Origin of the sequence: Roseovarius sp. THAF8, assembly GCF_009363735.1 — a bacterium.
GTDB lineage: Bacteria > Pseudomonadota > Alphaproteobacteria > Rhodobacterales > Rhodobacteraceae > Roseovarius.
Map to the genome: position 1 here is coordinate 37,467 of NZ_CP045410.1, position 22,332 is coordinate 59,798.

Annotated in this window: 21 protein-coding genes; 10 read left to right on the plus strand and 11 right to left on the minus strand. The window is 65.1% G+C overall.

The window, feature by feature from the left end; translation table 11 throughout:
* Positions 1–89: 89 nt before the first annotated feature.
* From FIU85_RS00210 to FIU85_RS21840, 4 genes are all read right to left on the minus strand, one after another.
* Positions 90–1,397 (minus strand): HlyC/CorC family transporter, encoded by a 1,308-nt coding sequence (locus tag FIU85_RS00210; protein WP_152495433.1) that lies wholly within the window; start codon positions 1,395–1,397, stop codon positions 90–92.
* 242 nt (positions 1,398–1,639) lie between these two features.
* Entirely contained in the window at positions 1,640–2,605 is a 966-nt protein-coding gene (locus FIU85_RS00215; protein ID WP_152492612.1) for a site-specific tyrosine recombinase XerD, read from the minus strand.
* A complete protein-coding gene (locus FIU85_RS00220; protein WP_152495434.1) occupies positions 2,602–4,140 on the minus strand; it encodes a hypothetical protein in 1,539 nt (512 codons plus the stop codon). Before FIU85_RS00220 ends, FIU85_RS00215 begins: the two co-directional genes overlap by 4 nt.
* Complete coding sequence (locus FIU85_RS21840; protein ID WP_172978087.1) at positions 4,127–4,276, minus strand: hypothetical protein; 150 nt, start codon at positions 4,274–4,276, stop codon at positions 4,127–4,129. Before FIU85_RS21840 ends, FIU85_RS00220 begins: the two co-directional genes overlap by 14 nt.
* Before the next feature lie 161 nt (positions 4,277–4,437).
* Between FIU85_RS21840 and FIU85_RS00225 the strand changes: the two genes are divergently transcribed.
* On the plus strand, positions 4,438–4,947 hold the full coding sequence (locus FIU85_RS00225; protein WP_254703071.1) for a shikimate kinase: 510 nt from the start codon (positions 4,438–4,440) through the stop codon (positions 4,945–4,947).
* Positions 4,944–6,056, plus strand: coding sequence for a 3-dehydroquinate synthase (gene aroB, locus FIU85_RS00230; RefSeq protein WP_152495436.1), 1,113 nt, complete (start codon positions 4,944–4,946; stop codon positions 6,054–6,056). Before FIU85_RS00225 ends, aroB begins: the two co-directional genes overlap by 4 nt.
* Positions 6,057–6,118: 62 nt before the next feature.
* Here aroB and arsH read toward each other — a convergent pair whose 3' ends face one another.
* From arsH to FIU85_RS00245, 3 genes are read right to left on the minus strand one after another with little or no spacing between them, the layout of a single operon-like run.
* A complete protein-coding gene (gene arsH, locus FIU85_RS00235; RefSeq protein WP_152495437.1) occupies positions 6,119–6,847 on the minus strand; it encodes an arsenical resistance protein ArsH in 729 nt (242 codons plus the stop codon).
* The gene (gene arsB, locus FIU85_RS00240; protein WP_152495438.1) at positions 6,844–7,917 is read right to left on the minus strand and encodes an ACR3 family arsenite efflux transporter; all 1,074 of its coding nucleotides are present in this window, start codon (positions 7,915–7,917) and stop codon (positions 6,844–6,846) included. Before arsB ends, arsH begins: the two co-directional genes overlap by 4 nt.
* A gap of 28 nt (positions 7,918–7,945) precedes the next feature.
* The gene (locus FIU85_RS00245) at positions 7,946–8,278 is read right to left on the minus strand and encodes a helix-turn-helix transcriptional regulator (protein WP_152492606.1); all 333 of its coding nucleotides are present in this window, start codon (positions 8,276–8,278) and stop codon (positions 7,946–7,948) included.
* Between the two features lie 169 nt (positions 8,279–8,447).
* Here FIU85_RS00245 and FIU85_RS00250 point away from each other — a divergent pair, with 169 nt between their 5' ends.
* The gene (locus FIU85_RS00250) at positions 8,448–9,428 is read left to right on the plus strand and encodes a zinc-binding dehydrogenase (RefSeq protein WP_152495439.1); all 981 of its coding nucleotides are present in this window, start codon (positions 8,448–8,450) and stop codon (positions 9,426–9,428) included.
* Positions 9,429–9,500: 72 nt separating this feature from the next.
* Here FIU85_RS00250 and tyrS read toward each other — a convergent pair whose 3' ends face one another.
* Positions 9,501–10,754, minus strand: a complete 1,254-nt coding sequence (tyrS, locus tag FIU85_RS00255; RefSeq protein WP_152492604.1) for a tyrosine--tRNA ligase — start codon at positions 10,752–10,754, stop codon at positions 9,501–9,503.
* A gap of 63 nt (positions 10,755–10,817) precedes the next feature.
* Between tyrS and FIU85_RS00260 the strand changes: the two genes are divergently transcribed.
* From FIU85_RS00260 to FIU85_RS00290, 7 genes are all read left to right on the plus strand, one after another.
* Positions 10,818–11,936, plus strand: coding sequence for an anhydro-N-acetylmuramic acid kinase (locus FIU85_RS00260; RefSeq protein WP_152495440.1), 1,119 nt, complete (start codon positions 10,818–10,820; stop codon positions 11,934–11,936).
* On the plus strand, positions 11,933–12,682 hold the full coding sequence (locus FIU85_RS00265) for an aspartate/glutamate racemase family protein (protein WP_152495441.1): 750 nt from the start codon (positions 11,933–11,935) through the stop codon (positions 12,680–12,682). The genes FIU85_RS00260 and FIU85_RS00265 overlap by 4 nt, the downstream gene beginning before the upstream one ends.
* A gap of 277 nt (positions 12,683–12,959) precedes the next feature.
* Complete coding sequence (locus FIU85_RS00270) at positions 12,960–14,558, plus strand: ABC transporter substrate-binding protein (RefSeq protein ID WP_152495442.1); 1,599 nt, start codon at positions 12,960–12,962, stop codon at positions 14,556–14,558.
* Between the two features lie 419 nt (positions 14,559–14,977).
* Positions 14,978–15,991, plus strand: coding sequence for a TRAP transporter substrate-binding protein DctP (dctP, locus tag FIU85_RS00275; RefSeq protein WP_152492600.1), 1,014 nt, complete (start codon positions 14,978–14,980; stop codon positions 15,989–15,991).
* Positions 15,992–16,065: 74 nt separating this feature from the next.
* A complete protein-coding gene (locus tag FIU85_RS00280; protein ID WP_152492599.1) occupies positions 16,066–16,692 on the plus strand; it encodes a TRAP transporter small permease in 627 nt (208 codons plus the stop codon).
* A gap of 3 nt (positions 16,693–16,695) precedes the next feature.
* On the plus strand, positions 16,696–17,982 hold the full coding sequence (locus FIU85_RS00285) for a TRAP transporter large permease (protein WP_152495443.1): 1,287 nt from the start codon (positions 16,696–16,698) through the stop codon (positions 17,980–17,982).
* A gap of 13 nt (positions 17,983–17,995) precedes the next feature.
* The gene (locus tag FIU85_RS00290) at positions 17,996–18,436 is read left to right on the plus strand and encodes a universal stress protein (RefSeq protein ID WP_152495444.1); all 441 of its coding nucleotides are present in this window, start codon (positions 17,996–17,998) and stop codon (positions 18,434–18,436) included.
* Between the two features lie 122 nt (positions 18,437–18,558).
* Here FIU85_RS00290 and FIU85_RS00295 read toward each other — a convergent pair whose 3' ends face one another.
* The 3 genes from FIU85_RS00295 to FIU85_RS00305 all read right to left on the minus strand — a co-directional run bounded on the left by FIU85_RS00295 (position 18,559) and on the right by FIU85_RS00305 (position 22,307).
* A complete protein-coding gene (locus FIU85_RS00295) occupies positions 18,559–19,890 on the minus strand; it encodes an Nramp family divalent metal transporter (protein WP_216647015.1) in 1,332 nt (443 codons plus the stop codon).
* Positions 19,891–20,309: 419 nt separating this feature from the next.
* Complete coding sequence (locus FIU85_RS00300) at positions 20,310–21,371, minus strand: methyltetrahydrofolate cobalamin methyltransferase (RefSeq protein WP_152495445.1); 1,062 nt, start codon at positions 21,369–21,371, stop codon at positions 20,310–20,312.
* Positions 21,372–21,374: 3 nt separating this feature from the next.
* Positions 21,375–22,307, minus strand: coding sequence for a methylenetetrahydrofolate reductase (locus FIU85_RS00305; RefSeq protein ID WP_152492595.1), 933 nt, complete (start codon positions 22,305–22,307; stop codon positions 21,375–21,377).
* Between the last annotated feature and the right edge of the window lie 25 nt (positions 22,308–22,332).

The following is a 22,332-nucleotide window of genomic DNA, read 5'->3' on the forward strand; positions in this document are numbered from 1 at the left end:
CACCGCTTCGCCCTCACTCCGCGCAAACCCGACCCGGAACCTCGATGCCGCCGTAGGGTGGGTGAAAACCCACGCGCACCCACCGCGCCTTACAACTTCCGCACCTTCAACTTGGTCAGCCGGTTGTCCTCCTTCTCCACCACCTCGAAACGGAAGCCGTGGAAATTGAACACCTGTCCCACCTCGGGGATGATCTGCGCCTCGTAGATCACCAGGCCCGCCACGGTGTTGGCCTGATCGTCCGGCAAGGTCCAGTCCGTTGCCCGGTTCAGGTCGCGGATCGTCGTGCCGCCGTCCACCAGGAACTGGCCGTCGTCGCTGCGCCCCACCGGGTGGTCGCCATCGGGGTCGAACTCGTCGGTGATCTCGCCCACGATCTCTTCCAGGATATCCTCCAGCGTGATCAGCCCCTGAAGGTCGCCATACTCGTCCACCACCAGCGCGAAATGGCTGCGCATCCGCAGGAACTGGCGCATCTGGTCGTCCAGCGTGGTGGTCTCGGGCACGAAATAGGGCTCCATCGCCACGTCGCAGATGTCGAACGTCGCCAGCGCCCCGCGCGCGCCCTCGGCCTTCAGCGCCAGCGTGTGCATGGCGCGCAGCAGGTCCTTGGCATGGACGATCCCGATGATGTTGTCCGGATCGTCTCGATAGATCGGCAGCCGCGTGTGGTTGGATTTCAGGCACTGGTCCAGGATCGCCTCGGGTTCCAGCGCCGCGTCGATCATCTCGATCTGGCTGCGGTGCAACATGATCTCCTCGACCGCCCGGTCGCCCAGGTCCAGCGCGCCAAGGATCCGGTCGCGGTCCTCTTTCTCGACCACGCCCTCGGAATGCCCGAGGTACAGCGCTCCCGCGATTTCCTCGCGCACCGCCAGGATCTGGCTGTCGGGGTCGGTCTTCACCCCGAACACCCGCAGCACGCCGCGCACCAGCAGGCGGACCGCCGACACCACCGGCGAAAAGATCACGATCACCCAGCGGATCACCGGGGCCGCGTGCGAGGCCGCCGCCTCGGCATTGGTGATCGCATAGGTCTTGGGCAGAACCTCGGCAAAGATCAGCACCAGGAACGTCATCACCAGCGTCGCCAGCGCCACGCCGCTCTCGCCGAAGGCGCGGGTGAAGAGGGCGGTCGCCAGCGACGTCGCCAGGATGTTCACCAGGTTGTTGCCCAGAAGGACCGAGCCGATCAGCCGCTCGTTGTCCTCGGTGATCTGTAGCGCCCGTTCGGCGCCTTTCGATCCCTTGTCGGCCCGCGCCCGCAGCTTGCCGCGCGACGCGGCGGTCAGCGCGGTTTCACTCCCCGAAAAGCAGGCGGACAGAACCAGAAGCAGAAGGATCGCACCGGCAGAGATCCAGAAGGCGGTGTCAAAGGTTGGCGAAACGGGGTCCATTGTCCAAAAGTCACGTTATGCGTTGCAGGGGTTATGGGGCGTGCAGGCGGGGCATTCAAGGAAACTGGCGCGGAAACTTGCAGATTTGGGGGCGCAGGACCCGTGAAGGGGGATTCGACGGACCCAGGCCCTGCCGGGCGACGAGACCGGCTGGCGCATCGCACCTGCACGGTCTGCCGGCCGACGCCAGGTGGCAGGGCTTCCGTCCGGTCCCGAGCCCGGGACATCGCGCCTGCAATCGGTCAGTCGCCGTCCGTCGACCTGCCGCCCGCCGCCTTGCGCGCCTCCTGCGCCAGCGGGTGCGCGTCGAACACCAGGTCGCGCAGCCGGTCTTGCAGCACATGGGTATAGATCTCGGTCGTTCCCACATCGGCATGACCCAGGAGCGTCTGGATCGTCCGCAAATCGGCGCCGCCGGCCAGCAGATGCGTCGCGAAGGCATGACGCAGGATGTGCGGCGACACCCGCTCGGGGCTGATCCCCGCCGCCACGGCGAAATCCTTGACCAGCAGGAAAAAACGGTTGCGCGTGATGTGACCCGCCTTGCCGCTCGACGGAAAAAGAAAGGCCGAGGCTGGCTTGCCCTTCGCCTTCGCCGCCTCTTCCGCCGCATCGCGCACCGTCAGCCAGGCGTCCAGCGCCGCGCGGGCCGGGGGCGACATCGGCACCAGCCGTTCCTTGCCGCCCTTGCCGCGCACCAGCAGCATCTGCGGGTCGCCCCGGCAGGATGCCACCGGCAACGACACCAGTTCGCTCACCCGCATACCCGTGGCATAAAGCAGTTCCATCAGGCAGGCGTTGCGGACCCGGTCGGCCTTGTTCCGCCCGGTCTGCCGCGCGGCCTCCAGCAGGCGGTCCACGTCGCCCAGCTCCAGCGTCTTGGGCAGACGCTTGTCGCGGCCCGGGCCGCGGATCTGGATCGCCGGGTTGTCCTCGCGCAGCCCCTCGTCGAAGGCAAAGCGATAGAATTGCCGGATTGCCGACAGTCGCCGCGCCCGCGTCGACCGCGCCAGTCCCTGCGCGTCGCAATGCACCAGGTAATCCTCGATATCCGCCTGCGCCGCGCGCGCCGCATCCTTGCCGCCACGCGCCAGCCACTCGGTGAAATCCGTCAGGTCCCGGGCATAGGCCTGCAAGGTATTGCGGGCCGCCCCAGCCTCGGCCGCCTGGGCGTCGAGGAAATTCGCCAGCCAGTGCCGCGTGCTCACGTGCCCGCCTTCAGCAGCAGGATCTGCAACGCCGCCTTGCGCGCGGTGTCCTCCAGCCCCACAGCCCGCAGCGTCGACAGGCCCGCCACGATGTCGCTGGCCTGGTTCGGTCCGGCGCCGTCCAGTTGCAGCGCCGCCGTCAGGATCGCCTGTCCCAGCCGCCCGGCCTCCAGCATGTCGGCATGGTCGGGATGGGCCGCATTGGCGGCAAACGCCTCTGCAATCGCGATCTGCGGCGTCTCGCTGGCCAGGTCGGCGTCGGGCGTGCCCTGGGCCAGTCCCACCAGGAAGCGCCCGCGCGCATCGTTCGTGGCAAGTTTCGGCGCCAGCGACTCGTAATCCTGCGACAACAGCGCCACCTCGAAGGCCGCCTCGCGCCCGCGGCCCTGCAGATCCAGCGTCGACAGCGACTGGGCAAAGAGCGTCGCAAACGCCACGCCCAGGCCCTCGCGCTTCATGTCGCGCCACAGGTCGGGCAGGATCTCGCCCACGGCTTGCGCGTCGGTGTCGAGGATCGCCTGTTCCAGGTCCTGCACACCCGCCACGCGTTCCCACACCCCGCCCGACGCCGCCGGGCTCTGATCGGTGTAAAGTCCCAGCAGGCGATTGGCGGGCAGGGCGCCGGTGCGGGTCAGCCGCTCTGCGGCTTCGATCTCGGCCTTCAGCCCGGTCAGCCCGCGCATGTCGGCCACGGCGAACTCGCGCGGCAGGTTTCGCGTCGGCAGGGGCGTTCCGGCCGCCTCGTACAGGCGGTAGAGCAGCGGCGTCATGGTCGCGGCCGGCGCCAGCGTGGTGTCCGCGTCGATCGTTTCGGGGTCCAGGAAATGCGCCAGCAGGCGTTCGCTCGGGGCATCCAGCACACCCAGCGCGGTCGCCGTCTCGTAGGTCAGCGCGGCGGTCTGCCAGTCCCCCGTGCGCGCCCCGCAATAGATCCGCGCATCGTATCGGTCCGACAATTCGGGTTCCTGCGTCAGGGCGGAACAGGCTTCGTTCTCGGTGCCGCTCAGCAGCGCCAGGTCGAACCACTGGTCGAACAGATCGGCATCGTAGGGGCCCGCCTGCTGCACCAGCGCCAGCGCCGGCTCGACCGCGCCCATCTTGCGCAGCGCGCCTAGCCTCGCCCGCAGGAACCGCGCCTCCGCGCCTGCGTCGGCGGGCGCCTCTGCCTCGGCCAGCAACAGGGTATAGTAAAGCGCCTGGATCGCCGGCAGCGGATCGGACGGCAGCCGCGAGAACAGCGAGATCAGCGTGTCGGTGCTGCTGCCGGCCCACAGGTTCGGCGGCAGCCCGGTGGTGCTGCCCGGCAAAAGCCCCGCCGCATCGGGCCGAGCGCCGTCCAGTGGCATCACGTCCACGTCCGGCACCACGGCGCCCTCCACATCGCTCTCGGGCGGGGGCTGCAACGGCGCTTCCAGGGGTCTCGCCACGCTGATCGGTGCCGGGTCGTTCAGCCAGTCGATGGCCCCCAGCGGCTCCTGCGCCAGGGCGGGGGCCGCGAAGGCGATGGAAAAGACAACGGTATCAAGAGTCTTCAAGTATGATTTCCTGTCGAATTTCTTCCCGGTCGGGCGAGAAATCCGCCCCGAAAAATGGTCCGAGATAGGCATAGCCCACCAGCGCGAGGAACGCCAGAATGCCAAGGTAGATCAGCCATTTGATCAGTCTGAACATGAAGTGCCTGCCCGTTTATTGCCGTCTTTTACCACTTTATAACTGGCAATTTCATCAAGATCACGTCATTCAGTGCACGAAAAGTTACGATTGGCATAGGAGCGCCGACAGTGGCCGCCGGGGAGCGTTGGCAGTTGAAGAAAACCGTTGTGCTGGTGGGGATGATGGGGGCTGGAAAAACGGCTGTGGGCAAGGCTTTGGCAGCCATTCTTGATGTCCCTTTCCTTGATTCGGACGTCGAGATAGAGGCCGCGGCCAACATGAAGATCTCCGAGATTTTCGCCCGCGACGGCGAGGCGTTCTTCCGCGACCGCGAAACGCAGGTCATCGACCGCCTGCTCGACAGCCAGCGCGGCATCCTGTCCGCCGGCGGCGGCGCGTTCCTGTCCGAGCGCAACCGCGACCTGATCCGGGCCAAGGGCGTGTCGGTCTGGCTCAAGGCCGATCTCCGGCTTCTGTGGAACCGCGTAAAACACAAGGATACCAGGCCCTTGCTGCGCACGGCTGATCCTTACAGGACGTTGGAGGATCTCTACGAGGCGCGGCTGCCGTATTACGAAATGGCCGATCTTGCCGTGCCCGCCCATGCGTCCTACACGATCGACCAGATGGCCACGAAGGTCCGCGACGCGCTGCAGCAACGCCCGGACGTACTGGAGCAGACGACATGACCGAACTCGTTCACGTGGGCCTCGGCGACCGCGCCTACGACATCCATATCGGCCCGGGGCTTCTCGGGCAGGCCGGGGCGCTCGTCGCGCCGCTCCTGCGCCGTCCCCGCGTGGTCATTGTGACGGACGAGGCCGTGGGCGCGCTGCACCTCGCCACCCTGCAGGCGGGGTTGCGGGCGGGCGGCATCGACAGCACCGCGCTAGCGCTGCCCCCCGGCGAGGCCACCAAGAGCTGGCCGCAATTCGAGCGCTGCGTCGAATGGCTCCTGTCCGAGAAAGTCGAGCGCAGCGATGTCGTGATCGCGCTCGGCGGCGGTGTCATCGGTGACCTCGTGGGGTTTGCCGCCTCCGTCCTTCGCCGGGGCGTGCGGTTCGTGCAGGTCCCCACCAGCCTTCTGGCGCAGGTCGACAGCTCGGTGGGCGGCAAGACCGGGATCAACGCGCCCCAGGGCAAGAACCTGATCGGCGCGTTCCATCAGCCCAGCCTAGTCCTGGCCGATACGGACGTCCTCGGATCGCTGAAAAACCGTGATTTCCTCGCGGGTTATGGAGAGGTCGTAAAGTACGGCCTGCTCGGGGACGCCGCGTTTTTCGACTGGCTGGAAACTCACGGCCCCGGCGTTGCCGAAGGCGACATGCCGGCGCGCATCGCGGCCGTCAAGCGCTCGGTCGAGATGAAGGCCGAGATCGTCATCGATGACGAAAAGGAACATGGCCGCAGGGCGCTTCTGAACCTGGGCCACACATTCTGCCACGCGCTCGAGGCTGCCACCGGCTATGGCGACCGGCTGCTGCACGGCGAAGGCGTCGCCATCGGCTGCGCCCTGGCGTTCGAGCTGTCCAGCCGCCTCGGCCTGTGCTCGCAGGAGGATCCCAGCCGCGTCCGCGCCCACCTGCGCGACATGAAGATGAAGGTCGATCTGTCTGATATCCAAGGCGATTTGCCAGATGCGGATGGGCTGCTCGACCTCATGGGCCAAGACAAGAAAGTGGTCGACGGTAAGCTGCGCTTCGTCCTCGCCCGTGGCATCGGCGACGCCTTCGTGGCGGAAGACGTGGACATGACCGAGGTCCGCAAGGTTCTCGACGACGCGCTCGCCGCCCGCTGACCGCGCCCTCGGACCGGCGCGCCATACGCGTAGGGTGGGTGAAAACCCACGCGCCGCACGGGTCACTCCGTCCCGATCGCCTTTGCCGCGTTCACCCGCGCCGACAGCTCCTCCAACGTCTCCACCCGCTCGCTGTAGCGATCCGTCAGGTAGCCCGCCTGTCCGCGCGTCAGCACCGTGAATTTCACCAATTCTTCCATCACGTCCACCACCCGGTCATAGAGCGGCCCCGGCTTCATCCGGTCGGCCTCGTCGAACGCGTCCCAGGCTTTCGGCACCGAAGACTGGTTCGGGATCGTCAGCATCCGCATCCAGCGCCCCAGGATCCGCATCTGGTTCACCGCGTTGAAGCTCTGGCTGCCGCCGCTCACCTGCGCCACGGCCAGCACCTTGCCCTGCGTGGGCCGGATTCCTCCGATAGGGGCCAGCGGTATCCAGTCGATCATGCTCTTCATCACGCCGGTCATCGCGCCATGCCGCTCGGGACTGACCCAGACCATGGCTTCGGACCACATCACCAGTTCGCGCAGTTCGGCCACTTTCGGATGGCTCGCCTCCGCATCGTCCGGCAGGGGCAACCCGTGCGGATCATACGTCCGCGTTTCCGCGCCAAGATGGCGCAACACCCGCGCCGCTTCCTCGCTCAAGAGGCGCGAGAACGACCGCTCCCGCAAGCTGCCATAAAGCAGCAGCACACGCGGTACATGGGCGGCGCGTTCCGCCGGGAACAGCTTGCCTTCGTCGATATCGGGCAGGGCGCCCGCCTTCAGGTTCGGCAACTCGTCCGTCATCGCGCGCCCTCCCGTTCAGCCGAGTGCCCAGGAAACCGCGCCCGTGTCCGGTTGGCGAAGGCCACCAGCGACAGCATCACCGGCACCTCCACCAGCACGCCCACCACCGTGGCCAGCGCCGCGCCCGAGTTGAGACCAAACAGGCTGATCGCCACAGCCACCGCCAGTTCGAAGAAATTCGAGGTCCCGATCATCGCGCAGGGCGCCGCCACCCGGTGCGGCACGCGCATCACGTAGGCCGCGCCATAGGCCAGCGCGAAAATCCCGTAGCTCTGGATCAGGATCGGCACTGCGATCAGCGCGATCACGAAGGGGTTCGCCAGGATGATGCTGCCCTGCAAGCCGAACAGGATCACCACCGTCGCGATCAGCCCGATGATCGACCACGGCTTCACCCGCGCCGTGAACGCCTCGATGGCGGTTTCCGAGCCCAGCATCCGCCGCGTCACCAGCCCCGCCACCAGCGGCAGCACCACGTAAAGCACCGTTGCCGTCACCAGCGTCTGCCAAGGCACGGTGATGTCCGTCACACCCAGCAGCACCGCCACGATGGGCGCAAAGGCCACCACCATGATCAGGTCGTTCACCGACACCTGCACCAGCGTATAGGTCTCGTCACCGCGGGTCAGCTGCGACCACACGAACACCATCGCGGTGCAGGGCGCCGCCCCCAGCAGGATCAGCCCCGCGATATACTGCGCCGCATCCTCCGGCGCGATCCAGGGCGCAAAGACGTAGTCGAAGAACAGAACCGCCAGCAGCGCCATGGTGAAGGGCTTGATCAGCCAGTTGACCACCAGCGTGATCACCAGACCCTTTGGCTGTTTCGCCACCGCCGGGATGGTGCTCAGGTCCACGCCGATCATCATCGGATAGATCATCGCCCAGATCAGCACCGCCACCACCAGGTTGATCTGCGCGACTTCCGCCGCCGCGACCGCCTCCACCAGCCCCGGCGCCACGACGCCCAGCGTGATGCCCAGCACGATGGCCAGCGCGATCCAGACGCTCAGATAGCGTTCGAACACGCCAAGTCCGTTGTCCTGCGCGGTGTCGGCTCTGTCCGTCATGCTTGCCTCTCTTCCGGTTCTGCCCTGGTCAGCACTTGAGTGAAATCTCGTCGATAAGCGACTGGCATTGCGCCGGATTCCCGCCGCAACAATCCTCCATCAGGAACCCCAGCAGCCCGCGGATTCCCTCGATCTCGGCCCTATAGCGCACCGATCGACCCTCCCGCGCCGCCCGGATCAGCCCGGCTTGCGACAGGATCGACAGATGGGCCGACATGGTGTTCTGCCGCACCGCGCAGCGTTCCGCGATCTCACCCGCCGCCATGCCCTCGGGGCCGGCGCGCATCAACAGGCGAAACACGTCCAGACGCGTGTCCTGCGACAGCGCCTGAAGGGCGGAAAGGGCGGCGGGCTTATCCATATATCGAGAATTATGGATATACTGCCCGCAGCGCAAGCGACGTTTCCATGTAAGGGAACCGCTGCCGCCACGGCAGCACGGCGGCGCAGGAACAAAACCCATCGCCACCCGTTCCGCCGGGAACAGGCCCGCAGTCCGGCCGCACACTCGAAAAGAAAGGTCGATCCCAATGAAAGCCGCCCTCCACGACACGTTCGGCGACCCGGAAAAGGTCCTCTACGCCACCGATACGGACATGCCCGAACCGGGCGAGGGGCAGGTGCGCATCAGGACCCTGCTGTCGCCCATACACAACCACGACCTCTGGACGGTACGCGGCACCTACGGCTACAAGCCTTCGCTGCCGGGCGCCATCGGCGGCTCCGAAGCGGCGGGCATCGTCGATGCCGTGGGCGCGGGCGTCGATGACAGTCTCACCGGCCAGCGCGTCGCCGTCGCGGGCGTCCACGGCACTTGGGCCGAGCATTTCCTCGCCCCGGCGAACGGCCTCATGCCCTTGCCCGAGCAGATATCCGACGAGCAGGGCGCCCAGCTTATCGCCATGCCGTTCTCGGCCATCTCCCTGCTCGACAGCCTGAAAGCCGACAAGGGCGACTGGATCGTCCAGACCGCCGCCAACGGCGCGGTGGGCCGCATCATGGCGGTTCTGGCAGCCGAACGTGGCATCAACCTCGTCAACCTCGTGCGCCGCGAAGAGGCCGCACAGGGCCTGCGCGATGCCGGCACGACCAACGTCATCTCGACGGCCGATGACGACTGGACCGACCGGATGCGCCAGACGGTCGGCGACGGCAAACTGGTGTCCGCCATCGACTCCGTCGGCGGCGACATCGCGGCACATCTTGTCGATGTCCTGTCCAGCGACGGCGAACTGATCGTATTTGGCACCGCCACGGGCGAGCCGATGCCGCTGTCCTCGGGGCTTCTCATCATGAAGCAGATCACGGTCAAGGGCTTCTGGGGCGCGCGCGTCGGGTCCGAGATGGACCCCGACCGCCGCGAAAGCCTGATGAAAGAACTGGTGACACTCGCCATGCAAGGCAAACTGCCCCTGGCAACGGACGAAAGCTTCAGCCTCGACCGGATCACTGACGCCGTCACCGCCTCGCTGACGCCCGGTCGGGCCGGCAAGGTGATGATAAAACCCTGAGCCCCGAACGGCCCCGTTTTCCGAAAAATAAAACGCCCCGGAATTTTTCAAAAATTCCGGGGCGCCAAGGCCTTACCCGGCGATCTTCACCAGCGCGTGCCGCTTCTTGCCCGCCGACAGTTTGATCGGGCTGGCCAATGCCTGCGCATCCACCATCAGGCCCGCGTCGGTCAGCGGCTGGTCGTCCAGCCTGGCGCCGTTCTCGGCAATCAGGCGCTTGGCCTCCTTGCCCGAGCCCGCCAGCCCCGATTTCACGATCAGCTGCACAATGGAAATCCCGTCGCCCACCTCTGCCGCCGACAACTCCAGTGTCGGCAAATCGTCCCCAACGCCGCCTTTCTCGAACACTTCCCGCGCCGTGGCCTCGGCGTTTTCCGCCGCCTGCGCCCCGTGCAAGAGGGTGGTGACCTCGTTCGCCAGTATGACCTTGGCTTCGTTGATCTCCGCCCCCGCCAGCGCGCCCAGGCGCTCGCACTCGTCCACCGGCAGCTCGGTATAAAGCTTCAGGAACCGGCCCACATCGGCATCCATCGTGTTCCGCCAGAACTGCCAGAACTCGTAGGGCGACCGCATGTCGGCATTCAACCACACCGCGCCGTCCGCCGACTTGCCCATCTTGCGCCCATCTGCGGTTTCCAGCAGGGGCGAGGTCAGGCCGTAGATCTCATGGTCCAGCACCCGCCGCGTCAGGTCGATCCCGTTGACGATATTGCCCCACTGGTCCGACCCGCCCATCTGCAACAGGCAGCCATAGCGCCGGTTCAGCTCCAGGAAGTCGTAGGCCTGCAGGATCATGTAGTTGAACTCGAGGAACGACAGCGACTGCTCCCGGTCCAGCCGCGACTTGACGGATTCGAAGGACAGCATCCGGTTGACGGAAAAATGCCGCCCGATATCGCGCAGGAACTCCAGGTAATTCAACCCGTCCAGCCACTCCGCGTTGTTCAGCATCAGCGCATCGGTCGGCTCGTCGCCATAGGCCAGGTACCGCGCAAACACCTGCTGCATCCCGTTGATATTGCTCTCGATCTGCTCGGGCCCCAGCAAGGGCCGCTCGTCCGACCGGAAACTCGGATCGCCCACCTTCGTGGTCCCGCCGCCCATCAGCGTGATCGGCTTGTGCCCCGTCTTCTGCAACCAGCGCAGCATCATGATGTTCAGCAGGTGCCCCACATGCAGCGACTGCGCCGTGGCGTCATAACCGATATAGGTCGGCACCACGCCCGCGCTCAGGGCCTCGTCCAGCCCCTGGTAATCGGTGCAGTCGGCCAGAAAGCCGCGCTCGATCATCGTGGCCATGAAATCCGATTTGGCGTGGTAGGTCATATCGCTTGTCCCAGCTGGTTTTGCGCGGCATGTATAGGGATGGTTCAGGCGAAGGAAAAGGCCATGTTGAAGGCCGGTTTGAAGAGCGGCCCTGTCTGGGCATTGGGGGCGATGTCGGGCACCTCTCTCGACGGGGTCGATGCCGCCATGGTCCAGACCGACGGCGAGACGATTTTTGCCTTCGGCGACAGCGCCTATCGCGAATATTCTGCCACGGAAGAGGCCGTTTTGCGCGACGCCCTGGGCAAGTGGCCCGATGAGGTGGGGCAGGAGGTCTTGCCCCTCGTTCAACAGGCCCATGTCGACGTCCTGTCGCGCTTTGAGGGCGCGCAGATCGTCGGCTTCCATGGCCAGACCCTCGCGCACGAACCGCAGGGCCGCGGCACGCACCAGTTGGGCGATGGCGAGGCGCTGGCCATGCATCTCGGCCTGCCGGTCATCTGGGATTTTCGCAGCGCGGACGTGCGCCTTGGCGGCGAGGGCGCGCCGCTCGCCCCGTTCTTCCACTTCGCCTGCGCCAAATGGATGGGCGCCGACCGCCCGCTCGCGTTCCTCAACCTCGGCGGCGTGGGCAACATCACCTGGATCGACCCCAGCCGCGACCGCCCCGATCAGGACGGCGCGCTTCTGGCTTTTGATACGGGCCCGGCCAACGCGCCCATCAACGACCTCGTGATGCAGCGCCGGAACCAGCCTTGCGACCGCGACGGCGCACTCGCGCTGCAAGGCACCGTGGCCCAAGGCGCGCTCGAGCTTTTCCTCGACGAGCCGTATTTTCGCAAGATCCCCCCGAAAAGCCTCGACCGCGACGCGTTCTCCGATCTCTACACCCTCGTGCACGAACTCTCCGACGCCGACGCCGCCGCCACCCTTACGGCGATGAGCGCGGCGGCGGTGCTGCAAGCAATGGAACATTGCCCATCCCCGCCCGAACGCCTGCTGGTTTGCGGCGGCGGGCGCAAGAACCCTGTCATGATGGCCATGCTGCGCGCCGCCCTCGACGCCGTGGTCGACCCGGTCGAGGCCGTGGGCCTCGACGGTGACATGCTCGAAGCCCAAGCCTTCGGCCATCTCGCCGTGCGCGTCTTGCGCGGCCTGCCCACATCCTGCCCCGCGACAACCGGCGTCGCGGCGGCGGTGGCAGGCGGCACTGTCAGCTGGCCGGACGGAAGCTCGCGATGAAATACGACCTGGACACCGGCATCGGCACCCGTATCGGCCTCGTGGTCCTCAGCACCGACGAGACGCTGGAAACCGAGGCGCGCCACGTTCTTGCGGGCCGCGACGTGGGCGTGCATCACACCCGCATCTTTTCCGACAACGAGGTCAGCCCCGCAAACCTGCTGTCCATGCAGGAACGCATGGCCGCCTCCGCAGCCCTTCTGCCGGGCGAGCTGAATGCGGTGGGCTACGGCTGCACCTCCGCCTCGGCGTTGATGGGGCCCGACCTGGTCGAGGGACAGGTGCAGCTGGCCCATCCCGGCGTGCCGGTCACCAACCCGATCAGCGCCGTGGTGGCCGGTCTGCGCGCCCTCAACGCCTCACGCATCGCGATGGTCACGCCATATTCGGCCCAGGTGATCGCCCCCATGCGCACATTCCTCGAATCGCGCGGCATCGAGGTGGTGCACAACCTCAGCTTCGGCGAAACCGACGACCGCCGCGTCGCCCGCATCACCGAATCCTCCACCCACGCCGCTGTGACAGAGGCCGCCAAGGCGGCGGGCGTGCAGGCCATCTTCACCTCCTGCACCAACCTGCGCACCTTCGGGGTGATCGACACGCTGGAATCCGAGATTGGCCTGCCGGTCATCAGCTCCAACCAGGCGCTGCTGTGGCACGTTCTGGGCCGCGCCGGGACTGATGCGCGCGGCTGGGGACCGGGCTGGCTCTTCCAGACCGAGGGCGTGCGCACCGCCGTCGCCTGACCGGCGCCACCGCCACGTAGGGTGGGTGACAACCCACGCGTGCATACCGCCCACTTGTCGCCGCCCGACCATCCGATTGCACCGCCGCAGGGGCGACCAGGACGCTCAAAAAAGTGCCACCCGGCGGGGGAAACCGCGCATCCTCCCAACATCCACGAGACAGATCGTGAAAAGACTCGCTAAGCTGCGCCATGGGGGAGGCGCATCACGTGCATTACGTCCCCCCGGAAACATAAAAAACGGCTGCCAAAAAGGCCGGTCCAACAAGGAGAAGAGAATGGATTTCCTCGACAAACTGACGCGCGACCTGCGCACGCGACGGATCTCGCGCCGCCGCTTCATGCAACAGGGCCTGGCCGCCGGCGCCACCGTCTCGGCGCTGTCGCTGACCGCCGACATGGTCCACGCCCAGACGCCGAAAAAGGGCGGACATTTCCGCGTCGCCCGCGGCCACGGCGCCACCACCGACAAGCTCGATCCCGGCGTGATCGAGAACGGCTACACCATCGGTCTCTCGCTCGGCGGCTACCAGGGCTACCTGACGCAGATCGGCACTGACGGCGGCCTGGAACCGTCGCTCGCCGAAAGCTGGGAATCTTCGCCGGACGCCAAGACCTGGACGTTCAAGCTGCGCGACGGTCTGGAATTCCACAATGGCCGCACCGTCAAGGCCAGCGATGTCGTGGCCTCGATCAACCACCATCGCGGCGAGGGCAACACCTCCGCCGCCGGCCCGCTGGTCGCGCCCGTGGTCGACCTCAAGGCCGATGGCGATCTCGTCGTGGTGGTCGAACTGGAATCCGGCAATGCCGACTTTCCCTTCATCATGACCGACTACCACCTGCCGGTGATGCCCGCCAATGACGACGGCACCATGAACTGGCAGGATTACATCGGCTGCGGCTCCTACGTGCTCGACAATTACGATGCCGGCGTCAGCTCGCAGCTTTCGCGCCACGCCAACCACTGGTCCGACGACGTGGCCTTCTTCGACACCGTCGAGGTGCTGTCGATCATCGACCAGAACGCGCGCACCTCGGCGCTGGTGTCGGGCGACGTCCACGTGATCGACCGGGTCGACCTCAAGACCGCGGCACTTCTGGGCCGCCGCCCCGGCGTGAACCTGAAAACCACCACCGGCACGCTGCACTATTCCCTGCCGATGCTCTGCGACGTCGATCCCTATACCGACAACAACATCCGCCTCGCGGTGAAATACGCCATCGATCGGCAGGAACTGGTGGACAAGATCCTCTTCGGCTACGGCGAAGTCGGCAACGACCACCCCATCGGCTCGGGCCAGCGCTTCTACAACGACGAGCTGGAACAGCGCACCTACGATCCCGACCGCGCCAAGTTCCACCTCAAGGAGGCCGGCATGGATTCGATCCAGCTGGAAATCATGGCCTCCGAAGCGGCCTTTGCCGGGGCGGTCGACGCGGCCATCCTGATCCAGAACTCCGCCAAGGGGGCGGGCATCGACCTCAAGGTCAACCGCCAGCCCAATGACGGCTTCTGGGCCGATCACTGGATGAAATCGCCCTTCATCACCAGCTACTGGAGCGGCCGTCCTGTGGAGGACCAGATGTTCTCGACCACCTACCAGACCGGCGTGTCGTGGAACGAATCCCACTGGTCGAACGAGCGGTTCGACAAGCTTCTGGTCGAGGCGCGCGCCGAACTCGACGAGGCCAAGCGCCGCGACATGTATTTCGAGATGCAGAAAATCCTGAACGAACAGGGCGGCTCGGCCATCCCGATGTTCGCATCCTACGTCTTCGGCGTGGGCGACGATGTCGGAATGCCCGAACAACTGGCCACCAACTGGGATCTCGACGGCGAACGCTACATGGAACGCTGGTGGCTCAACAGCTGACCTGAAGGGCAGGGTGGGGCGCCCGGACGACCGGCACGCCCCACCGATCCGCCAAGCGCCGGACGGCATCGGATCCCTTGGAAACGCAGCGTGGCAAACCGGATGTCGGCACGCGTTTTGGGCGGCGGCTGACCGGCCGCCTGTGCCCGGTTCCGTGCGAAAATCATGCCTTTGAGAACGTTTTTCGCGTTGCTCGTACAGGTTCTCACAGAAAAGCCGCCTGATTTTTCGGCATGGTTTTCGGCGCTGCAGCCCATGGTCAGTGCACAGGCATTGGCTTGATTTTATTGAGTAAATTCAACACCTCCAAAGTCCCGCCACCGCGTCGCGCAACCTCGGTCGCGCCGGATAAGTTCATTGACAGCTTAACTTCGGCCCCTCAGCCTAGGGTCAGTCACGAAAGAAATGGGAGATTTGAAATGGCTAGATTTTTGCCCACGTCCTTTGCCGCCGCGGTCGCCGCGGGCATGGCATTGAGCGCAAGTACTGCGAACGCCGAGACCTGGCGCTACGCTTTCGAAGAAGCGCTCGACGAGGTCCAGGGCGTCTATGCCCAGAAGTTCAAGGAAGAGGTCGAGGCCAATTCCGACCACACCATCCAGCTCTTCCCCTACGGCACGCTGGGTGAATCCGCCGACACGATGGAGCAGGCCCAGACCGGCATCCTGCAATTCGTCGATCAAAGCCCCGGTTTCACCGGCTCGCTGATCCCCGAGGCGCAGGTCTTCTTCGTGCCGTACCTGCTGCCGCAGGACACCGAGAAGCTGGGCGAGTTCTTCCGCACCTCCAAGGCCATCAACGAAATGTTCCCCGAGCTTTACGCCGAGCAGGGGCTGGAGCTGTTGACCATGTTCCCCGAAGGCGAAGTCTGCATGACCACGCAGGAACCCGTCACCGGGCCGCCCGACCTCGACCAGGTCAAGTTTCGCGTCATGACCAATCCGCTGCTGGTGGAAAGCTACAAGGCGTTTGGCGCCACTCCCACGCCGCTGCCGTGGGGCGAGGTCTACGGCGCGCTTCAGACCGGCATCATCCAGGGCCAGGAAAACCCGATGTTCTTCATCGAGTCGACCAAGATGTACGAGGTGACCGAGGTCATCACCTGTGCCGGCCACAACAACTTCACCACCGCCGTGATGGCCAACAAGGATTTCTATGATGGCCTGTCGGAAGAGGACCAGACGGTGATCCAGAACGCGATCGACGTCGCCTTCGACCACATCATCGACTACCAGAAGGGCCTGCACGAAGAGAGCATCGAGAAGATCAAGGAAGCCAAGCCCTCGATGCAGGTCAACACCCTCAGCGAGGAAGAACGCCAGCCCTTCGTCGAGGCCGGCGCCTCGGTCGAGGAGACCTTCCTCGAAATGACCGGCGATGGCGGCAAGAAGATCCTCGATCAGCTCAAGGCCGATCTGGAAGCCGTCCAATAATAACAACAGCCGTGCGGCGGCCGTGCCTTGCGGGGCGCGGCCGCGACCGGAACCACTGAACGCGGGGACAGGCTATGTCAGACGAACACGGCTCGCAGATCCAGTCGCAGACCGACACTACGGGGCTGGACGACGAACCCACGGGAGAATACGTCTCCACGCTGCCCGGAATTCTCGGCACCATCGACATTCTCATCAGCAAGATCGAGGCGGTGATGCTCGCCGTCGGCGTGCTCCTGATGGCGGCCAATACCATCGCCAACGTGGTCGGGCGCTTCGTCTTTCAGAACAGCATCTTCTTTTCCGAAGAACTCAACCGCATCCTGATCATCCTGATCACCTTCGCCGGGATCAGCTATGCCGCCCGCCATGGTCGGCATATCCGCATGTCCGCGATCTACGACACCATGCCGCCCAAGGCGCGCAAGCTGATGATGATCGTAATCACGCTGGTCACCGCCGTTTTCATGTTCGGCCTGGCCTATTACGCCTACGGCTACATCCTCACACAGTCGGGCAGGGGCCGCGTCCTGCCCTCGCTTCAGATCCCGGTTTGGATCACCCTCGTCTGGGTGCCCATCGGCTTCTTCATGACCGGGGTGCAATACCTGCTGACCGCCATCAAGAACATCATCGACAAGGATATCTACCTCTCGACCGCCGTGCTCGAAGGGTATGACGACACCGAGAAGGAGGTCTGAGCGATGGCCCTTACCATCTTTTCCATCATGGTCGTCCTTCTGCTCCTGGGCTTTCCGATGATGATCCCGCTGATCGTCGCCGCCTTCGTCGGGTTCTACACCATGTTCGGCGGCTTCGGTCAGCTTGAAACCATGATCCAGCAGATCATGGCCGGCATTCGGCCCGCGTCCCTGATCGCCGTGCCGATGTTTATCTTCGCCGCCGATATCATGACGCGCGGACAATCCGCCAACCGCCTGATCGACCTTGTCATGGCCTTCGTGGGGCACCTGAAGGGCGGGCTTGCGGTGTCCACCGCCGCCGCCTGCACCATGTTCGGCGCGGTCTCCGGTTCAACCCAGGCCACCGTCGTGGCCGTCGGCTCGCCGCTGCGCCCCCGGATGCAGAAGGCGGGCTACAACGACAGCTTCATCCTCGCGCTCATCGTCAACGCGTCGGACATCGCCTTCCTGATCCCGCCCTCCATCGGCATGATCATCTATGGCGTCGTTTCCAACACCTCCATCGCCGAGCTTTTCATCGCCGGCATCGGGCCGGGCCTGCTGATCCTGTTCCTGTTCTCGGTCTACGCCTGGATCTACGCGGTCCGCCACAACGTGCCGACCGAACCGAAGTACAGCTGGGGCGAACGTTTCAGCGCCGGGCGCAAGGCGCTCTGGCCGCTGGGTTTCCCGGTGATCATCATCGGCGGCATCTACGGCGGCATCTTCAGCCCGACCGAGGCGGCGGCCGCCTGCGTGCTCTACGCACTGGTGCTCGAAGTCATCATCTTCCGCGAAATGGACCTCAAGGGCGTCTACGAAACCGCCAAGTCCACCGGCCTCATCACCGCTGTGGTGTTCATCCTCGTGGGCGTCGGCGCCGCGTTCTCATGGGTCATTTCCTTCGCCCAGATCCCGCAGGAAATCCTCGGCGGCATCGGCATCGACGAGATGGGCCAGATCGGCGTGCTTTTCGTCATCTCCATCGCCTTCTTCATCGGCTGCATGTTCGTCGACCCGATCGTGGTGATCCTGGTCCTGGTCCCGATCTTCGCGCCGGTGGTCGATTCCGTCGGCCTCGACCCGGTGCTGGTCGGCACGATCATCACGCTTCAGGTCGCCATCGGCTCGGCAACGCCGCCCTTCGGCTGTGACATCTTCACCGCCATAGCAGTCTTCAAGCGTCCGTACATGGAGGTGATCCGCGGCACGCCGCCCTTCATCTTCATCCTGTTGTCGGTCGCCGTGCTGCTGATCTTCTTCCCCCAGATCGCCCTGTTCCTGCGGGACCTGGCCTTCGACAAGTAACCGGAGGAGAGACATGTACAAATCCATCCTGGTGCCCTTCGACGGGTCGCCCAATTCCGAGCTGGCCGTGGACAGGGCCATCGAGATGGCTGCGCTTTGCGGCGGGGCCGCGCTGACGATCCTGACTGTCTATCGCCACCATTCGATGCTCGAGGCGTCGCTCTCCATGGTCCGCCCCGACGATCCGGGCAACATGGACGACGCCATGCGCAGCCACGCCGAAGAGGTCGTCGGCACCGCCAAGAAACGCGCGCAGGACGCCGGCAAGACCGATGTCCGCGCCTTCGTCATGGCCGGCCCGACCGCGCGCAACATCGTCAAGTTCGTCGAGGAACACGGCATCGACCTGATCGTGATCGGCCGGCGCGGCATGGGCTCGATGGAAGGCTACCTTCTCGGCAGCGTCTCGCAGAAGGTCACGTATCTCTCGCCCGTGCCGGTGCTGATCGTCTGACGCGGCGACACGGGCGACCGGGGCCGGGGGCAGGGGGCAGCGCGCCGCATCCGGCCCGCCCATGAAAAAAGCCGCGCCACGGTATCCCGTGGCGCGGCCTTTTCGTACAAGGTCAGGGCGCGCTAGGCCGTCGCCATCATGTACAGCACGTAGATCGACACCAGGGTCAGGCCGATTGTCCCGGCCCAGGCCAGTCCCATCATGAAGCGACCGGGCATGTGCTCGCGCTCCTCGGGTGTCTGGAACCCGTCGGTGATCGCCTTGATCGTCAGCCAGTAGATGACCGGCGAGAAGACCAGCGCCAGGATCGAGGCAAGCTGCACCACCAGGATCGGCTTCGGCAATCCGAACATCACCGCGGCCCCCCCGATGACCCACAACACCTGAAACCCGCGGTTGATCAGCTTGCGCGTTCCCGGCGTGTCCCAGCTTGTCTTCAGCCGCACACAGCATTCCTCGAACACCCGCGCCTGACCGTCGAAATAGGTGAACACGGTCGAAAAGAGCGCCGCGATACCGCCCGCGATAATGACCGGGAAAACCCAAGCGCCGAACGTGTCGGTATAGATGCGCGCGATGGTCACGCCCATTTCACGCCCCGCGGGAACCAGCCCGATCGGGTTCAGCACGACGGCACCCACGATCAGGAACACCATGCCGGTCAGCGCCGCGACGATGTAGGACACGTTCATGTCGCGCCGATAGAGGATCATCGAGTTCTTCATGTAGTCGGGATGCACTTCGACCTTGTGGCCCTTGGCGCGCATCTCCTTGACGTAGACCATGCCGCTTTTCTTGTCGACGGCCCAGTTGGACTGCATCGCCGAAACCTCGGTCGTGGTCGGAAAATACCCGAACATCGCCCCGAACAGGATCATGGCCCCGGCCGGCGGAAGGCTCGGCAGCAGCCGCGACAGGTACTCGCCCGGGGGCGGTGCCTGCAGCGCGAAGGCGATGAAGGACGACAGCGCGAAGACGATGATCGCCACCTTCACCACGCCTTCGAACACCTCGTACTTGCCCAGCCACAGGATCGCGACGCTGATCAACAGGACGGACATCGACCACATTTCCAGCGACATGAACGGAAACGCGGCCCAAAGCAGCGCACCGCAGCCCAGGGCCCGCCCGGCAATGCCAAAGGTGTTGGCCAGCGACTGGAAGCCAAGATACCAGAACGGCCACTGGCCGACCCGGCCATAGGCGTTCATGATGCTTTCGCCCTTCACCATAGTGTAGCGGTGCGCGAATTCGAAGCAGCAGTATTTCAGGATATAGGCCGCCGGGATGATCCACAGCAGGGCGTACCCGTACTGCGCGCCGGCGGTCGGACCGTGCATGATATGGCTCGCCCCGATGCCCGTCATCGCGGCGGCGATGCCCGGGCCTGCGTTCTTCCAGGTGTCCTTCAGCGTCGTTCCCGGCGCATCAAGGTAGATCGTTTCGCCTGGCACGGCATCGGATCCGCTTGCGGCGGTATCCTTGCCTCCCGCTGGTATTGAAATGTCACTCAACTCTTGTCCTCCCAGACATCGTGCAAGCCCTCCGCAGGACCCCGGCCCGATGCGCCCTGAGGCCGCTCGGGTGGTCCGTGACACGCGTCGGGCGATACTCTTGTTGTCAGGGCAAATTGAGGCAGCGCGAACCTCCTCGTACGCGCTGTCCTTTTACCCGTACTGGTAGGCTGGCATCCCACACACCAAAATTCAAGACAAATATAATTACGCGTCCGAACCGGCCATTTGCGGCTCCGTTTTTCGACTAAGAGCTAGCAGGATTTCGGGCATGTCAGAAGCCCGCTCACCCCCCCCCTCGCACAATGAAAAAGCCCCGGCGCAAGACCGGGGCTTTCCAGATTTCACTGTCCGGGTGTTCAGGCCCGGCGACGGCGCCGTCCACCGCGTCCGCCACGTCCGGCCTCTTCTTCGCCGGCTTTCGGCGGGGCCTTGTTGAACTTGATCCACTCGCCGCCATGCGGGTCGTTGTTGGTCAGGAAGTTGGCGGCGCGGATGGCCTCCATCTCCTTGCCCGCGCGTGGCTTCGTGCTGCCCAGACCGAACAGCTGGCAGAATGTTTCGTCATCCATATCCTCGGGGATGATGATCCCCGCCGCCTCGGCCTCGGCCCGCTTGGCGGCCTTGTCGGCTTCCTTAACGGGCAGGGCGATCGGGTTCATGATCGCGCTGGTCATGCCCGCGCCCATCGCCATAGGCAGAAACGCGTTGTTGATCCCGTGCCGGTTCGGCAGGCCAAAGCTGATGTTGGACGCACCGCAGGTGGTGTTCACGCCCAGTTCCTCGCGCAGGCGGCGGACAAGCGTAAAGACCTGCTGACCGGCGGTACCCATGGCGCCGATCGGCATGACCAGCGGGTCGACCACGATGTCATGCGCCGGGATACCGAAATCGGCGGCCCGTTCCACGATCTTCTTGGCCACGGCAAAGCGCACGTCGGGGTCTTCCGAAATGCCCGTGTCGTCGTTGGAAATCGCCACCACCGGCACGTTGTATTTCTTGACCAGCGGCAGAACCAGCTCCAGCCGCTCTTCCTCGCCGGTGACCGAGTTCAACAGCGGGCGGCCCTCGCAGGTCTCAAGCCCCGCCTCCAGCGCGCCGGGCACCGAGCTGTCGATGCACAGCGGCACATCCACCAGCCCCTGCACCAATTCCACGACCTTGCGCATCAGCGGCGGCTCGGTCTGGTTGGGATCGGGGTTCGAGTTGTAGACAACGCCCGCGTTGATATCCAGGACCGTCGCGCCCGCCGCGACCTGCGCGATGGCGTCTGCCTCCACGGTCGAGAAATCGCCCGCTTCCAGCTCGGCGGCCAGTTTCTTGCGGCCGGTCGGGTTGATCCGCTCACCGATCACGCAGAACGGCTGGTCGAACCCGATGATGGCGGTCTTGGTTTTGCTTTCGACGATGGTACGCGTCATGACTTATCCTTGTTTCGCGGCGGGCACGGTCGAGGCGCCGCCGTTTTCGATCGCCCACTCGGCGTTGGTCTTGATGCCGCCCAGCGGGAAGAAGTGCACGTTGGTGATGTTGAAATCCGGGTTGGCCGCCTTGTGCGCCGCCAGCTTGGTCAGCACGTCGGTCGGCTCGTAGGGCAAGAGCAGCTTCGACACATCCATCGCGCGCTTCTGCAGCACCTTCAGCGACGGGCCCACGCCACAGGCAATGGCGAACTTGATCAGCGTCTGCAGTTTGGCAGGCCCGGCGATGCCGATATGGATGGGCAGGGTGATACCGGCGGCCGACAGGTCGTTGGCCCACTTGATGATCGGGTCGGCGTCGAACGCGAACTGCGTGGCCAGCGCCATCTCGGCGTCGGTCCGCTCGGAAAACTTCTGTTTCCACTGCATCGCGTCGTCGACGTTCCTGCGCCCGCCATCGGGGTCGATGTCCTTGTTGCCCTCGGGGTGGCCCGCCACGTGCAGCCGCTTGAAGCCCGCGCGGTCGAACGCGCCCGATTCCAGCAACTGCATCGAGCTGTCGAAATCGCCATGCGGCTCGGTCACGCCACCGGCCAGCACCAGCGCCTGGTCGACGCCCGCCTCGCCCTGGTAGCGCGCGATCCAGTCTTCCAGCGTCGCCCGGTCCTTGATGATCCGCGCCGGGAAGTGCGGCATCACCTTGTAGCCCTCTGCGGCCACGCGCTTGGCGGTCACCACCATGTCCTCGATCGGCGTGCCTTCGATATGCGCGATGTAGACGCGCGTGCCCTCGGGCAGCAGGTCGCGGAAATTGTCCACCTTCTCGGCGGTGCGCGGCATCACCTCGATGGAATACCCGTCCAGCAGCGCCTCGACCTGCGGGTTCACGGTGCGTGCGCCCGGGGCTTCACGTTTCTTGAAGTTCAAAAGAGCCATCGCGGCCTCCCAGAAAGATTTGCGG